The following is a 14,536-nucleotide window of genomic DNA, read 5'->3' on the forward strand; positions in this document are numbered from 1 at the left end:
TCAACAATAAGAAGGATGATGAGGGCGATGCAGTTCGGGATCTTCAGCGTGGGCGACGTCACCACCGACCCGACCACCGGCACGACGCCGAGCGAGCACGAGCGCATCAAGGCGATGGTCGCCATCGCCCTGAAGGCGGAGGAGGTCGGCCTGGACGTCTTCGCCACCGGCGAGCACCACAACCCGCCCTTCGTCCCCTCCTCCCCGACCACGATGCTCGGCTACATCGCGGCGCGCACCGAGCGGATCATCCTGTCCACCGCCACCACCCTGATCACCACCAACGACCCGGTGAAGATCGCCGAGGACTTCGCCATGCTCCAGCACCTGGCCGGCGGGCGCGTCGATCTGATGATGGGCCGCGGCAACACCGGCCCGGTCTACCCGTGGTTCGGGCAGGACATCCGCCAGGGCATCCCGCTCGCGATCGAGAACTACGCGCTGCTGCACCGCCTCTGGCGCGAGGACGTCGTCGACTGGCAGGGCCGGTTCCGCACGCCGCTGCAGGGATTCACCGCGACACCGCGCCCGCTGGACGGCGTCCCGCCGTTCGTCTGGCACGGCTCGATCCGCAGCCCCGAGATCGCCGAGCAGGCGGCCTACTACGGCGACGGGTTCTTCGCCAACAACATCTTCTGGCCCAAGGAGCACTTCATCCGGCTGATCGGTCTCTACCGCGAGCGCTTCGCCCACTACGGGCACGGCGCTCCCGATCAGGCCATCGTCGGTCTCGGCGGCCAGGTGTTCATGCGCAGGAACTCCCAGGACGCGGTGCGCGAGTTCCGGCCGTACTTCGACAACGCCCCGGTGTACGGCCACGGCCCCTCGCTGGAGGAGTTCACCGAGCAGACCCCGCTCACGGTGGGCAGCCCGCAGGAGGTCATCGACAAGACGCTGACCTTCCGCGAGTCGTTCGGCGACTACCAGCGCCAGCTGTTCCTGATGGACCACGCCGGCCTGCCGCTGAAGACCGTCCTGGAACAGCTCGACATCCTCGGCGAGGAGGTCGTCCCGGTGCTGCGCAAGGAATTCGCCTCCGGCCGGCCGGCCCAGGTGCCGGACGGGCCCACCCACGCCGCCCGCGTCGCCCACCGCGACGCCGAGGCGGCGGCCCAGGAACCCCAGGTCACCACCGGACCCTCCTCCTGAACCTCCGCACGCCCACGAGGCACGGGTCCCCGGCCCTCGGGCGCCATTCCCCGCCGGAGTAGCGCCCCTCGAACCCCGCCTCAGAACCGGTCACTCGAGCCCGTAGTCACGCCCGGCCACTCGAACCCGGCCTTTAGAACCGGCCATTCCAGCCCGGGCCCTGGAACCGCCCACGCGGGCCCCGTCCGAGAACCGGACTTGGGCCCCGTCCCGCCTCCTGACCGGCGTCGATCCGCCCGGACGCCGGTCCCTTCCCCGCCATCCCCCGACCTCCGGGAGCACCCCATGAAGCCGTTGAAGCTCGTCGCCGTGTCCGCGGGCCTCGGTCTGCCGTCCTCGACGCGCCTGCTCGCCGACCGTTTGACCGAGGCCGCCCGCGCCCGGCTGACGCAGGACCGGGAGGTGGAGGTGCGCGTTGTGGAACTGCGCGAACTGGCCGGCGACATCGCCGCCAATCTGGTGACCGGCTTTCCCTCCCCGGCGCTGGACGAGGCGCAGCGGGCGGTGGGCGAGGCCGACGGCCTGATCGCCGTCACCCCGATCTTCACCGCCTCCTACAGCGGGCTGTTCAAGTCGTTCGTCGATGTGCTGCCGAACACCGCGCTGGCCGGCAGGCCGGTGCTGATCGCGGCGACCGGCGGCACGGCCCGGCACTCGCTGGCGCTGGAGCACGCCATGCGCCCGCTGTTCGCCTACCTGCGCGCGGTGGTCGTGCCGACCGCGGTGTACGCCGCCTCCGAGGACTGGGGCTCGGCCGGGGACGAGCGCACCGAGGGCCTGGCGGCCCGCGTCGCCCGCGCGGGCGGCGAGCTGGCCGACCTGATGCTGCGCCGGCCCCCGGCCGCAGAGCCGGTCGAGGAGCTCATCCCCTTCGAACAGCAGCTGGCGGCGCTGCGCCCCTGATCCGGCTCCGTCCGTCGGCCCGCGCCGTCGTCCAGCGACAGGCGCCCGTGCCTGCCGGGGACGGCGCCGGCGACCACCGCCCGTCCAGTGACAGGCGCCCGTCCGATGACGGGTGCCCGCCGGAGACCGGCGTCCGCCCGAAGGTCACCACCCGCCCGTGACCGGCGTCGGTCCGGTGACCACCCGTCCAATGACCACCGCCCACCCGGGTGACCGGTGTCCGTCCGCGAAGCCGCGCCGCCGTGCGTGCCGTCCTGCCATGATGGACCGATGCGAAAGCGGACCACGCAGGCCACGCAGGCCACGCCGGCGACGGCTGCCACCCGGGCCACGCGGAAGGAGGCGCCCGCCGAGCCTCGTGCCGCCGGCTACCTGATCGAGCAGGAGCTGCGCGCCGGAGGGGCTCGTGTCATCGCCGGGGTGGACGAGGTCGGCCGCGGCGCGTGGGCCGGTCCGGTCGTGGTGTGCGCCGCGGTCACCGACCTCGGCCCGCCGCCCGAGCTGCCCGGCCGCGGCGGGACGACGGTGCGGCTCACCGACTCCAAGCTGCTGGCGCGCACCCACCGCGAGGCGTTCGCCGAGGCGCTGCCCGGCTGGCTGACCTGCCACGCGATCGGCGCGTCGAGCGCCGAGGAGATCGACGAGGTGGGCATGACCGAGGCGTTGCGCCGGGCCGCGTCCCGGGCGCTGTCGGCCCTGCCCGTGCGTCCGGACGCGGTCATCCTGGACGGCAAGCACGACTTCCTGCGGGCGCCGTGGCGGGTGCGCTGCGAGGTCAAGGCCGACCTGCGGTCGGTCAGCGTGGCGGCGGCGTCGGTGCTGGCCAAGGTGCACCGCGACCGGCTGATGGCCGAGCTGTCCCCCGGGCATCCGGCCTACGACTTCGCGGGCAACGCCGGCTACCCCTCCCCCGTCCACCAGGCGGCGCTGGCCGAGCACGGCCCGACGCCGCACCACCGCCTGAGCTGGTCCTACCTGGACGACCTGCCCAAGTGGCGGCACCTGCGCAGGCACCGCGACCCGCTCGCCGCCTCCGGCCAGCTCACTCTGCTCTAGCCGGCGGTTCCCGACCGGCCGCGCGCCGCAGGAAGCCGACCACCGTGCGGGCGGCGGGCAGCGGCGCGGGCGGGAGCACCGCCGACACGGTCCGGCACGGCGCCGGCTCACCGAGCGGGCGCAGCGCGAGCCCGTCCGGCACGGCCCACGCGGCGATGGAGGGAACCAGCGTGACGCCGAGCCCGGCCGCGATGAACCCGAACTTCCCCGTCCACTCGGCGATCTTGAGCGTGCGCGGGGTGAAGCCGGCGCGGGCGCAGGCGTCCGCGAGCATGGTGCGCTGCCCGGGAGGCGGCGCCTCCAGCCAGGTCTCCTCGCGCAGGTCGCGCAGGTCGACGTGGCCGGCCGCCGCGAGCGGATGGCCGCCGGGCAGCGCGACGAGCAGCTCGTCCCGCACCAGCTCGACGAACTCCAGGTCCTCGTCGTAGGGGAGCCCTGAGGGGTAGTCGCTGACCACCGCGACGTCCAGGCTGCCCTCACGCATGCGGCGCAGCAGCGTGCCGCTCTGTCCCTCGGCGGGAACCATCTCGACGTGCGGGAACTCCCGGCGGAAGGCGCTCAGCGCTGCTGGGACCAGCGCGACGTTGGCGGTGGCGAACGCCCCGAGGCGGACGCGCCCCCGGTAGCCGCCGTGGATGCCCGCCAGGTCGTCCGCGGCCCTGGCCAGGCGGTTGAGCACGGCCCGCGCGTGCTGCCACAGCAGCTCCCCGGCCGGGGTCGGCCGCACGCCCCGGGGGAGCCTTTCGAACAGCGGCCCGCCCGCCTGCCGCTCCAGGGACGCGATGCGGCGCGAGACCGCGGACTGGGTGTAGGCGAGCTCACCGGCCGCGGCCGTGAACGAGCCCCTGCGTGCGACGGCGTCGAGCAGGCGCAGTGCGTCGATGTCGAACACATTCCTCCAGCGCATGGGATACATGCAATCTAGTCGCTGGTGGAATGCTTGGCGCTTCTCTACGGTCGAGCCCGTGATTGCCTTTCTCGGACTGGGACGCATGGGCGTCCCCATGGCCCGGCGACTCGTGGAGGCCGGGCACGACGTGACGACGTGGAACCGCACCCCGCGGACGGTGCCGGGCGCGCGAACCGCCGCCTCGCCGGCCGAGGCCGTGACGGAGGCGGAACTGGTCATCACGATGCTCAGCGACCCGCCCGCGGTGACGCACGTGCTCGGCCTGGCGGCGCCCGGGCTGCGGGAGGGGACGCTCGTGGTCGAGATGTCCACCATCGGCCCCGGCGCGGTGGCCGCCCTGCGCGACGTGCTCCCCGCGAGCGTTGCCCTGGTGGACGCGCCGGTGCTGGGCAGCGTGGACCCGGCGCGCGAGGGCACGCTCACCGTCCTGGCCGGCGGGTCCCCCGGCGACCTGGCGCGGTGCCGCAAGGTGCTGGAGGTCTTCGGGCACGTGCGGGAGATCGGCGGCCCCGGCGCCGGGGCGGCGATGAAGCTGGCCGTGATGAGCGCGGTGGTGCCCGCCCAGGTGCTGCTGGCCGAGACGGTCGCCTACGCCCGCGCGGCGGGGGTGGACACCGGGGCGCTGCTGGACGTGCTCGGCGCCAGCCCGCTCGCCGCCCTGGCCGAACGGGTGCGCCCCGCGGTGGAGGGCACGCGCGCCGAACGCCGCTACGGGCTCGGCCTCGCGGCCAAGGACCTCGCGCTCGCCGCGCACCCCGTCCAGACGCTCGCGGGGGCGGCGGGGAGCCGGCTGGACGCGGCGGTCGCCGCCGGCCTCGGCGGCGAGGACCTGACCGCCGTGTTCCCCCACATCGCCGGCGGCCCGGCGCCGCGCGCGCGTGCCGGGGTGGACAAGCTCAACCCCGCCTCGGTGCCCGCCACCAACGGGCGCTACTCCCACGCCACGCGGGCCGGCGACCTGCTGTTCGTCTCCGGCCAGGTGGCGCTGGACGCCGAGGGCAACGTGATCGGCGAGGACGACATGACCGCGCAGTCGGAGCAGGTGATGGAGTACCTGTCCCGCATCCTCGCCGACCAGGGCTGCACGTTCGACGACGTGACCCATATCAGGACGTTCCTCACCGACATGTCCCGCCTGCGGGAGCACGCCGCCGTGCGCACACGCCACATCACCGGCGAGCCCCCCGCCAGCACGACCGTGGAGGTCTCCCGCCTGTTCCGCCCAGGCCTGCTGGTCGAGGTGGAACTCACCGCCGTCATCCCCCCGGCCGCCGCCGGATAGCGCGGCCTCACCAGGGGGCTGGCGGGGACCTTCCGCGTGAGGACGTCCGTTCCTGGAGGAGAGGCGCGCCCGGCCGGTCAGGAGCCGGCGGCGGGGGCCAGGAGGTCGGCGGTGTGGGTGAGGGTGGGGCCGAGGGGGGCGTCGACGGTGAGGTCGGCGTAGTCGTCGCCGCGGGTGGGGCCCTGGTTGACGATGGCGACCGGGACGCCCAGCTTGGCGGCCCTCAGCACGAACCGGCGTCCGGACATGACGCTGAGGGACGAGCCGAGGACCAGCAGCAGCCGGGCGCGTTCGACGAGCGCGAAGCACGCGTCGACGCGGTCCCGCGGAACGGTCTCGCCGAAGAAGACCACGTCGGGCTTGAGCATCCCGCCGCCGCACGCCCGGCAGGCGGCGGGGACGAACGCCTCGACGGCCTCGCCGGGCAGTTCGACGTCACCGTCGGGGTTGACGGCGGTGACCAGGGCGCCGAACCGGGGGTTCGCCTCCCGCAGGCGGCGGTCCAGCTCCTCGCGCGGGGTCGTGTCACGGCAGTCGAGGCAGACGACGCGGTGCAGGCTGCCGTGCAGCTCGATCACGCTCCGAGCGCCGCCGGCCTGGTGCAGGCCGTCGACGTTCTGGGTCACCAGGCCGGACACCAGGCCGCGCCGCTGGAGGCGGGCGACCGCGTGGTGCCCGGCGTTCGGCCTGGCCCGCGCCATGGACCGCCACCCGGCGTGGCTGCGCGCCCAGTAGCGGCGCCGGGCGGCCGGGTCGCCGGTGAAGGCCTGGTAGGTCATCGGGGTGTGCCGGCGCAGGGCGCCGCTCGGCCCCCGGTAGTCGGGGATGCCCGACTCGGTGGAGATGCCGGCCCCGGTCAGGACCACCACGTCGCCCTCGGCCAGGAACTTCGCCAGCATGCCCGCGCCCTCGTTCACCCCTCCATGGTGCCCCACGCCCGCGTCCGGGCGGAAATCCTGCGGGTGAACAGCATTCCGCCTGTTCGCCACGCTGAGGTGGGTCAGACGGGCGCGATCACCATGGTTCAGGCGATCTTGCGGCGGTAGGTGGCCATGGCGGCGATGTAGGCGACGACGAGGATGCCGGCACACCAGGCCAGGGCGATCCAGATGTCAGTGCCGACCGGCCGCTCTGTGAACAGGTCGCGGATGGCGTTGACGATGGAGGTCACCGGCTGGTGCTCGGCGAAGGCGCGCACCGGGCCGGGCATGGTGGCGGTGGGCACGAAGGCCGAGCTGAGGAACGGCAGGAAGATCAGCGGGTAGGAGAACGCGCTCGCGCCGTCCACGGACTTCGCCGACAGGCCGGGGATGACGGCGATCCACGTCAGCGCCAGGGTGAACAGGACCAGGATGCCGGCGACGGCGAGCCACGCCGGCACTCCCGCCGCCGAGCGGAACCCCATGAGCAGGGCGACGAGCACGACGACCACGAGCGAGATCAGATTGGCGACCAGCGAGGTCAGCACATGTGCCCACAGGACGGACGACCGGGCGATCGGCATGGAGTGGAAGCGCTCGAAGATGCCGCTCTTCATGTCCATGAACAGCCGGAACGCGGTGTAGGCGATGCCTGAGGCGACCGTGATGAGCAGAATGCCGGGCAGCAGGTAGTTCACATACGATTCCGCCCCTGTCTTGATCGCGCCGCCGAACACGTAGACGAACATCAGCATCATGGCGATCGGCATGATCGTGGTCGTGATGATGGTGTCCACGCTGCGCGTGATGTGGCGCAGCGATCGTCCCAGCAGGGCCGCGGTGTCACCGAGAAAATGCCTGGTCATCGTCGCTCCTCACTCGTCCGTGCCGAGATGGCGTCCGGACCGCTCCCGCCGTGCTCGCCGTGCTCGCCGTTCTTGCCGCCGCCGCCGACGAGGGTGAGGAAGACGTCCTCCAGGGTCGGCTGCTTCTCGACGTATTCCACCTTGGCCGGCGGGAGCAGTCGCTTCAGTTCGGCCAGGGTGCCGTTCACGATGATCCGGCCCTCGTGCAGGATCGCGATCCGGTCGGCGAGCTGCTCGGCCTCGTCCAGATACTGCGTCGTGAGCAGCACCGTCGTACCACGCGCGGCGAGTTCCTTGACGGCCCGCCACGCCTCGATGCGCGCCTGGGGATCGAGCCCGGTCGTCGGCTCGTCGAGGAAGACGACCGGCGGATCGCCGACGAGGCTCATCGCGATGTCCAGGCGGCGGCGCATGCCACCCGAATACGTCGACACCTTCCGCGCGCCCGCGTCGGTCAGCGAGAACCGTTCCAGCAGGTCATCGGCGATCCGGCCTGGATCCTTCAGGTGCCGTAACCGGGCGAGCAGCACGAGGTTCTCCCGCCCGCTGAGGATCTCGTCCACGGCCGCGAACTGCCCGGTGAGGCTGATGGACTCCCGCACGTCCGCGGCCTGCGTGGCGACGTCGAAGCCGTTGACGCGCGCCTTTCCCGCATCTGCCTTCAGCAGCGTGGACAGGATTCTCACGACCGTGGTCTTCCCCGCCCCGTTCGAGCCGAGCAGGGCGAAAATGCCGCCCCGCGCCACGTCGAAATCGACGCCGCGCAGCACCCGCAGTTGTTTGTACGACTTCTCCAGGCCCTGCACCCGGATCGCGGGGCCCTGAATCCGATCGGCTGTCATTCCGATATCCGTTCTCTGTTTCGTCACGACTTGTCACCCGCGGCCAGATCGGCGGCGCGGTCGATGGCGTGGGTGAGCCGTTCCCGCTCGCGGCTGATCCACTGACCCTCCGGGTAGTTGCGGAGGAACGCCTCGGCGAACTCGACCGGGTCCTCCCCGACGACCTCGCGGACCGGAGTCCCGTTCGCCGCGCTCTGCTCGAACAGGTCGGCGAGATCGTCCAGCATCGCCAGCAGGCTGTCCGCCTTTCCCGGCCCGAAGAACAACATGTACCGCTGCAGCGCGTCGATCGCCGTGTGGTAGTCCGCGGGAAGCCGCTCCGTGCGCGCCTTGTACTGCCGGTAGCGTTTTTTCTGCTCGAACGGTCCGGTGACCAGCTCCAGGTACCGCAGGTAGCGATTCTTCTGCTCGATCGGATCCGTGGTCATTTTCCATTACCTCCGTCGCGGAGCTGTTCGAGCCGTTCGGCGAGAAAACTCCAGGTCTTCCAGAACTCTTCGAGATACTCCCGTCCCTGAGCGTTCAGGGAATACACCTTGCGCGGCGGCCCTTTCTCGGACGGAACCTTCTGCACGTCGACGAGACCGCGCTGCTCGATCCTGATGAGCAGCGCGTAGACGGTGCCTTCGGCGATGTCGGAGAAGCCCTGGTCGCGCAGCCACGCCGTGATCTCGTAGCCGTACGCGGACCGGCCGGACAGGATCGCGAGGACGATGCCCTCCAGCGTCCCCTTGAGCATCTCCGTCACCAGCTTGCCCATGAGGCATCCCTCCAGCTACTTGGTGACACTAGCTACTGGTACATAGTAACGCTGAATAGCGACGGCGCAAGCCCGCGTGGCTCCGGTCGCCCCGTAGATGGCCGGCGGCCTCTCCGCTGGGCACGGGCCGCCTCGGAACAGGGAGTAAGTGGGATGCAAGGGAGCTTTCAGGGGGTTCGCCCAGACTCTGCGGAGGAGATGCCTGAGGGGGTGGAGCCATGCGAACGCGCTTACGGATGGCGGCGGCGGGGCTGAGCTTGGCGGGAATGGCCGTGGTGCCGGGGGTCACCGGGGTGGCCCCGGCGGAGGCGGAGCGCGGGGTGGCGGTCGGCACGCGGCTGGCGGCCCGCACCGATCCGGCGGTGCAGCTGATCGAGACCGACTACGCCGCGACCGTCACCGTGCCGTCGCCCAAGGCCAAGAAGGCGTTCTCCGCGCTGTTCGACGCGGCCGCCCGGCACGCCAAGGCGGGGCGCATCCCCGCCGACCACCAGAGCCAGGCCAAGTGGGTGCTGCGCACCGCCGCCGGGCACGTCGAGCGCTACCTGGCCCCGGCCGGGCCCGCGCGCACGGCCAAGCTGGTCCGTCCTGGCCTGTGCACCGGCTGGTGGGTGACGCCGGACGGGTACATGGTGACCGGCGCGCACTGCGTGAGCGCGACCCGGGCGGCCCTGCGGCGGTTCTACGGCGCCAAGGTGCTCCCCACGGTGACCGGGGCGGACGCGAAGTCGTTCCTCACGGCGATCCGCAGGAGCGCCCAGCCGGACGACGAGCTGGTGCGGCTGGCCAAGGAGATGTTCGGGCGGTTCAACGCGCGGCAGATGCGGGTGACCGGGATCCACCGGAGCATCGCCGTCATCACTCCTCTGCCCGGCGGCGGCAGGGACAAGACGGCCAAGGTGACGCCGATCCGGTTGGTCGCCAAGGGCCGCGACTACCCCGGTGAGGACTTCGCCGTGCTCAAGATGCCCGGCGCCCATGACCTGCCCACGGTGCCGCTCGGCCGCGACTCCGACGTCCGCGTCGGCGACCCGCTGTACATCAACGGGTTCCCCGGGCTCATCACCACCAACACCGCCGTGTTCGACCTGCGCTCGCGGCTGTACCCGGCGCTGACCGAAGGCGCCTACAACGCCCGGCGCACCACCGTGCTCGGCGTGCCGTACATCCAGGCTCAGGCGCCTTCCTACCACGGCAACTCCGGCGGACCGGTCTTCGACGAGGACGGCAAGGTCATCGGGACGCTGATCGCCGGCTCGGTCGACCCTGCCACGGGCGAGACCGCCGAGAACCACAGCTTCATCCTGCCGGTGAGCATCGTGCGCAAGCGGCTGGCCGCCGCCGGGGTCGCGCCGTCCGCCTCACGGACGACGGTGCTGTACGACGCCGCCCTGGAGGACTTCTTCTCCGGCCGCTACCGGGCGGCGCTCCCCCGGTTCCAGCGGGTGCGCGCGCTCTTCCCCGCCCATCCCTACGTCGCCTCGTACATCACCGAGTCGCGGCACGCCATCGCCGCCGGCAAGGACAGGACTCCCCGCCGCTGACCCCGCCCTGTCCCGCCGGCCGCCTGCGATCAGTCGAGAGGCGGAGGGAACCCCGGCTCCCCGCGACCCACCAAGGACCCGCCGCGTCGGCGCCCGAGGAGGCTCGCGAGTCTCGGAACACGGGTACGCCGGCCCCCGCGGCCGTGGCCCGGCTCGCCGTTCGCGACGGCCGGGTCACCTTTCGCGAGGGCCGAAGCGCCGTTGGCCAGGCCCGGGTCGCCGTTCGCGCGGGTGGGGTCGCCGTTCGCGAGGGGCGGCCGACCGGTGGTCAAGGCCGGGTCGTCGTCCGCGCGGGCCGGGTCGCCGGGTCTGTGGTCCTGGTCGCCGTGCGGGGGCCGCGTGGACGGGGGCCCCGCGAGGGCGTCGGGGGTGGTGGGGACCTGGCCCCAGCGGGCCCTGACCATCCATTCCACGTAGGACTGCATGCCGGAGTTCATCGCACACCTCGTTTCACGTCGCCGGGTCACGGTCGTCGTCGGGGGCGGGCTGGAAGAGGCCGAGAAGGGCGCCGAGCTCGGCGCGGTCGCCGATGCCGAGCTTGCGGTAGGCGCGCTGCAGGTGGTTCTCGACGGTGCGCACCGACAGCACGAAGTGGGCGCTGATCTCCTTGCTGGACATGCCCTTGGCGGCCAGCTCGGCGATCTGGTGCTCCCTGCGGGTGAGCCGCGGCCGTTCCAGCGCGGACAGGGCGGGAGTGCGGGCGCCGCTCGACTTGGCCAGGCGCAGCGCCCTGGCCGCCGCGGCCGAGGCGGCGGCGAGGTCGCCGGCCGCGCGGTGGCAGTTGGCCTGCTCGGCCGCCGCCTCGGCGGCCAGCAGGGGGCTGCCGAGCCGCTCGAGACCGGCCGAGGAGGCGGCGAGCCCGTCGCCGTCGCGGGCGGCGGCCGCCGCGACGTGCGCCGCGTACAGCGGCACCGCGCCGCCGCCGGCCTGCCCGGCCAGCTCGCGGAGCCGGCCGAGGACGTGCTGGGGGGCGCCCATCCTGGCCACGTCGTGCAGGGCGAGGGCCTCCATGCCGACGGCGCCGAACTCGCGGGCGAGCGCCGCGCCCTTCTGGGCGATGGCGGGGGCGTCGGGAGAGTTGCCGGCCGCGGCGACCCATGAGCGGGCCAGCTCGATCCACGGCTGGAGCAGCCACAGGGACCGCTGGTCCAGGCCGTCGGCCTCCGCCAGGGCCCTGCGGGCCGCCTTGACGTCCCCCGCGAGCGCGAGGCCCTGGGCGAGCTGGGCGAGCAGGACGGCGAGCAGGCCGCGGTTGCCGTGGTCGCGGGCGATGGCGACGCCCTCGCGGCAGCGGTGCAGCTCCTCGCGGACCTCGCCGCGCGCCCGGGCGACCAGGCCGCGCAGCAGGCAGAACCAGGCGATCGCGAAGGGGAACTGCCGCGCCACCGCCCGGTCGTACCCCTCGGTGGCGCACTCCTGGGCCTCCAGGAAGCGGCCGGTGAGCAGGCAGGCGTGCACCCGTCCCAGCTCGATGAAGATCTCCAGCCAGGGCAGCTCGCCCTGCCAGCGCAGGCTGTGCTCGCGGGCCTCGGCGAGGGCGGCGAGGCTCTCCTCGGGCCGCCGCAGGAAGGCCAGCGCCACGCCGCGGGCGACCTCGGCGACGCAGCGGGCGCGCACGCCGGCGGGCGTCTCGGCCATGACCTGCTCGGCGAGCACGACGGCCGTCTGGCAGCGTCCGGCGAAGACGTGCAGCAGGGCCTGCAGGGCGCGCAGCTCGGCGCGGGGTTCGCCGCCGTGCAGGTCGTGCAGCTCGGCGCGGAGCAGCAGCCACGCCTCGGACACGCTGTCGAGGCCGAAGGCCAGGTTGAAGGCGCGGACGCCGGTCAGCAGCGCGCGCTCGCGCTCGCGGGTGGGGCGGCCGAGACGGGCGAGCTGCGCCTCGGCGTCGCCGGGCCGGCCGGCGAACATCAGCCCGTAGCCGAGCGGCTCGGCGATCTCCACGCCCTTGCCCGCGTCGACGGCGCAGGCGGCGAGCTGCCGGCTCAGCGGCAGGTCCATGTGCGACCAGGCGCTCCTCATGGCGGCGGCGATGGTGCCGGCGGGCGGCTGCACGCCGTTCTCCAGGCGCCAGGCCGCGACCCTGAGCAGGTCGTCCGCGCCGGGTTCCGCGGCCTCGACGGCGTCGGCGAGCTCTTCCCTGCATCGGCGTGCCCGCAGGCGCGGGGCGCGGGCGCGCAGGACGTCCCCGTACAGGGGGTAGGCGAGCCGCGCGCGGTCGCGGCCGCCGAGCCGCTCGACCTTGACGATGCCGCGCGCCTCGGCGGTCTCGACGGCGGCGCGGGAGACCAGGGCGGCCAGGACGTCCGGGCTGACCGAGTCGCCGAAGGCGAGCAGCTCCAGGGCACGGCGGCATTCGGGGGTGAGGCCGGCGAGGCGCTTGTCGACCAGCCCGGCCAGCCGGGAGGTGACCGGGAGCGGGTCGCCGCCGCGCCAGACGCCCTCGGCGAGGGTGAGCGCGCCGGTCTCGAGCATGGCGGTGATCAGCTCGCGCAGCAGGAAGGCGTTGCCGCGGGTGGCGTCCCAGCACCGCTGGACCAGCACGCCCTCGGCCGGGCCGCCCAGCGTGGTCGAGAGGATCTCCCTGACCTCGTCGCGGGTGAAGGGGCGCACCTCGATCCACTCGGCCAGGCCGCTGGTGCACAGGTCGGCGACGGGGTCGGGGACGCCCTCGCCGCTGCGCGAGGCGGTCAGGACGAACGCCTCGCGGTGGCGGGCCATCTGGAAGGCCAGGGCCACCGAGGCCTCGTCGAGCTGGTGGGCGTCGTCGATGACCAGGAGCAGGTCACGGCCGCCCGACTGGCCGATCAGGGCGTCGGCGGCCATGCGCAGGGCGTTGCCGTTGAAGGCGGTGTCCATGAGGGCGGCGGGGAGGTACTGCGCGAAGGCTCCGAACGGCACCGCCGAGGTGGCCTGGCAGGCGCAGGCGCGGACGACGTGGAACCGTTCCTCGTCCGCCCGCCGGACCACCTCGGCGAGCAGCCGGCTCTTGCCGGCGCCGCCGTCGCCGATGAGCGCGGCCCCGGACAGGCCGGGGTGGCGCATGGCGGCGGCGATGCGGTCCAGCTCGTCGCGCCGGCCGACGAAGACGTGCCCGAGCTCGGCCATCGCGACCCATGACCGCGGAACGTAGAGCGGGGAGCGCCCGTCGCCTGCGATCAGGCCGACCTGGTCCGGCGCGACAGGGACTTCGAGCGTCATATCGCCTCTCCCGTGTCATCGTTGCGCGTTTCCCGATCATTGTCATTTAGCGCCCATCTCCGACACCAGTGCGCCGGTCATTCGGCCGATGTGAATCCGTCATGTGCGTTCCCTTACACGCTCACAATGGGCTCCCACCTGCGCCGTTACCGGCGGCAAAGCGGGTGAGTAACGGCACGGCGCCCATTGAGTAGCGCCGTGCGGCCAACAGAGCAGCGCGAGGTATTACCTCGCGATAAACCGTTGCCTACCTTGGTCGCAGGCAAGGCTGAAAGTTCCGATCGGACCGGCACTCCGCACAGAACAGGGAAACCCGACACGAGAAAGCGGCCCAATGCGTATAACGAAAACGTCCGCCCCATGGCCCGCCGAGGTCGTCGAGAAAGGGTGGAGCCACGGCAGGCTCCCCATTACGGCGACCAGCGAATGGAACGAGTTCGCCAAGTACTGGGAAGACCTTCCGGCCGACGAGTACGTCAGGGAAAGTCACGGCACCACCCGGCTCCGCCGCATCGGGCACCTGCTGGCCCATGGCGGCGAGGGCGCGGGCGTGACCATGGAGAGGGCGCCGCACGGGGCCTTCTACCAGAGCGCTGAGATCAATTCGGTGTACGGCGGGCAGGTGCGCACCTTCGCCCCGATCACCGCCGAGACCTACGAGAACCTCTGCTTCCGTGCGGCCCTCGAACATGACCTCGGCCTGGTCAGACGCCTGGAAGGCGAGCACCAGACCTGGCTGGTCACCGTTCACCTGATCCGCATCGTGGCCACCGGCGACGCCGCGTCGGCGCCGGCCCCCGAGGGGCGGCACAGCGACGGCCACGACTACGTGATCATGCACCTGGTCAACCGGGAGCGCTGTTCCGGCGGCCTCAGCCGCGTGTTCCGCAAGGGCGGCGACCGTCCCGCGCTGGAGCACACGCTGCTGGAGCCGATGGAGACCGTCGTGATCGACGACCGCACGATGGAGCACGAGGTCACCCCGATCAGGCCGGCCGACGCCACCAGCGCCGTCCGGGACATGATGATCATCGATTTCGACCGCGTGCAGCCCGGCGGCTGAACCGACCGCCGCCCCGGGCGGTGCCCGCACGCCATCGGCGCCC

14 protein-coding genes are annotated in these 14,536 nt (G+C 72.8%); 6 read left to right on the top strand and 8 right to left on the bottom strand.

Going from position 1 to position 14,536, the window contains the following annotated elements:
* Positions 1-27 precede the first annotated feature (27 nt).
* The 3 genes from ACFQSB_RS27770 (at position 28) to ACFQSB_RS27780 (ending at position 3,108) form a co-directional block, all read left to right on the top strand.
* On the top strand, positions 28-1,149 hold the full coding sequence (locus ACFQSB_RS27770; RefSeq protein WP_380829850.1) for an LLM class flavin-dependent oxidoreductase: 1,122 nt from the start codon (positions 28-30) through the stop codon (positions 1,147-1,149).
* Between the two features lie 285 nt (positions 1,150-1,434).
* Entirely contained in the window at positions 1,435-2,052 is a 618-nt protein-coding gene (locus ACFQSB_RS27775) for an FMN reductase (protein WP_380829851.1), read from the top strand.
* 270 nt (positions 2,053-2,322) lie between these two features.
* The gene (locus ACFQSB_RS27780) at positions 2,323-3,108 is read left to right on the top strand and encodes a ribonuclease HII (protein ID WP_380829852.1); all 786 of its coding nucleotides are present in this window, start codon (positions 2,323-2,325) and stop codon (positions 3,106-3,108) included.
* Here the strand turns inward: ACFQSB_RS27780 and ACFQSB_RS27785 are convergent.
* On the bottom strand, positions 3,095-4,015 hold the full coding sequence (locus ACFQSB_RS27785; protein ID WP_380829853.1) for a LysR family transcriptional regulator: 921 nt from the start codon (positions 4,013-4,015) through the stop codon (positions 3,095-3,097). The genes ACFQSB_RS27780 and ACFQSB_RS27785 overlap by 14 nt on opposite strands.
* Positions 4,016-4,073: 58 nt before the next feature.
* Here ACFQSB_RS27785 and ACFQSB_RS27790 point away from each other — a divergent pair, with 58 nt between their 5' ends.
* Positions 4,074-5,300 carry an NAD(P)-binding domain-containing protein gene (locus tag ACFQSB_RS27790; RefSeq protein WP_380829855.1) on the top strand — a complete coding sequence of 409 codons (1,227 nt, stop codon included), beginning with the start codon at positions 4,074-4,076 and terminating at the stop codon, positions 5,298-5,300.
* 77 nt (positions 5,301-5,377) lie between these two features.
* Here ACFQSB_RS27790 and ACFQSB_RS27795 read toward each other — a convergent pair whose 3' ends face one another.
* From ACFQSB_RS27795 to ACFQSB_RS27815, 5 genes are all read right to left on the bottom strand, one after another.
* Positions 5,378-6,199: an NAD-dependent protein deacetylase gene (locus ACFQSB_RS27795; RefSeq protein WP_380829903.1), complete on the bottom strand. Its 822-nt coding sequence runs from the start codon at positions 6,197-6,199 to the stop codon at positions 5,378-5,380.
* Between the two features lie 125 nt (positions 6,200-6,324).
* Positions 6,325-7,086, bottom strand: coding sequence for an ABC transporter permease (locus ACFQSB_RS27800; protein ID WP_380829856.1), 762 nt, complete (start codon positions 7,084-7,086; stop codon positions 6,325-6,327).
* The gene (locus tag ACFQSB_RS27805) at positions 7,083-7,928 is read right to left on the bottom strand and encodes an ABC transporter ATP-binding protein (RefSeq protein WP_380829857.1); all 846 of its coding nucleotides are present in this window, start codon (positions 7,926-7,928) and stop codon (positions 7,083-7,085) included. The genes ACFQSB_RS27800 and ACFQSB_RS27805 overlap by 4 nt, the downstream gene beginning before the upstream one ends.
* 23 nt (positions 7,929-7,951) lie before the next feature.
* Positions 7,952-8,356, bottom strand: coding sequence for a DUF1048 domain-containing protein (locus ACFQSB_RS27810; RefSeq protein WP_380829858.1), 405 nt, complete (start codon positions 8,354-8,356; stop codon positions 7,952-7,954).
* Complete coding sequence (locus ACFQSB_RS27815; protein ID WP_380829859.1) at positions 8,353-8,688, bottom strand: PadR family transcriptional regulator; 336 nt, start codon at positions 8,686-8,688, stop codon at positions 8,353-8,355. The genes ACFQSB_RS27810 and ACFQSB_RS27815 overlap by 4 nt, the downstream gene beginning before the upstream one ends.
* A 218-nt stretch (positions 8,689-8,906) precedes the next feature.
* On the opposite strand from ACFQSB_RS27815, the gene ACFQSB_RS27820 reads away from it, so the two are divergent.
* Positions 8,907-10,232, top strand: coding sequence for a trypsin-like peptidase domain-containing protein (locus tag ACFQSB_RS27820; protein WP_380829860.1), 1,326 nt, complete (start codon positions 8,907-8,909; stop codon positions 10,230-10,232).
* Positions 10,233-10,261: 29 nt separating this feature from the next.
* Here the strand turns inward: ACFQSB_RS27820 and ACFQSB_RS27825 are convergent, their stop codons facing one another.
* Positions 10,262-10,669: a hypothetical protein gene (locus tag ACFQSB_RS27825; protein ID WP_380829861.1), complete on the bottom strand. Its 408-nt coding sequence runs from the start codon at positions 10,667-10,669 to the stop codon at positions 10,262-10,264.
* A 13-nt stretch (positions 10,670-10,682) separates the two neighbouring features.
* The gene (locus ACFQSB_RS27830; RefSeq protein ID WP_380829862.1) at positions 10,683-13,430 is read right to left on the bottom strand and encodes a helix-turn-helix transcriptional regulator; all 2,748 of its coding nucleotides are present in this window, start codon (positions 13,428-13,430) and stop codon (positions 10,683-10,685) included.
* A gap of 334 nt (positions 13,431-13,764) precedes the next feature.
* On the opposite strand from ACFQSB_RS27830, the gene ACFQSB_RS27835 reads away from it, so the two are divergent.
* A complete protein-coding gene (locus ACFQSB_RS27835; protein ID WP_380829863.1) occupies positions 13,765-14,493 on the top strand; it encodes a 2OG-Fe dioxygenase family protein in 729 nt (242 codons plus the stop codon).
* Positions 14,494-14,536 lie beyond the last annotated feature (43 nt).

The organism is Sphaerisporangium rhizosphaerae (assembly GCF_042665155.1).
Taxonomy (GTDB): domain Bacteria; phylum Actinomycetota; class Actinomycetes; order Streptosporangiales; family Streptosporangiaceae; genus Sphaerisporangium; species Sphaerisporangium rhizosphaerae.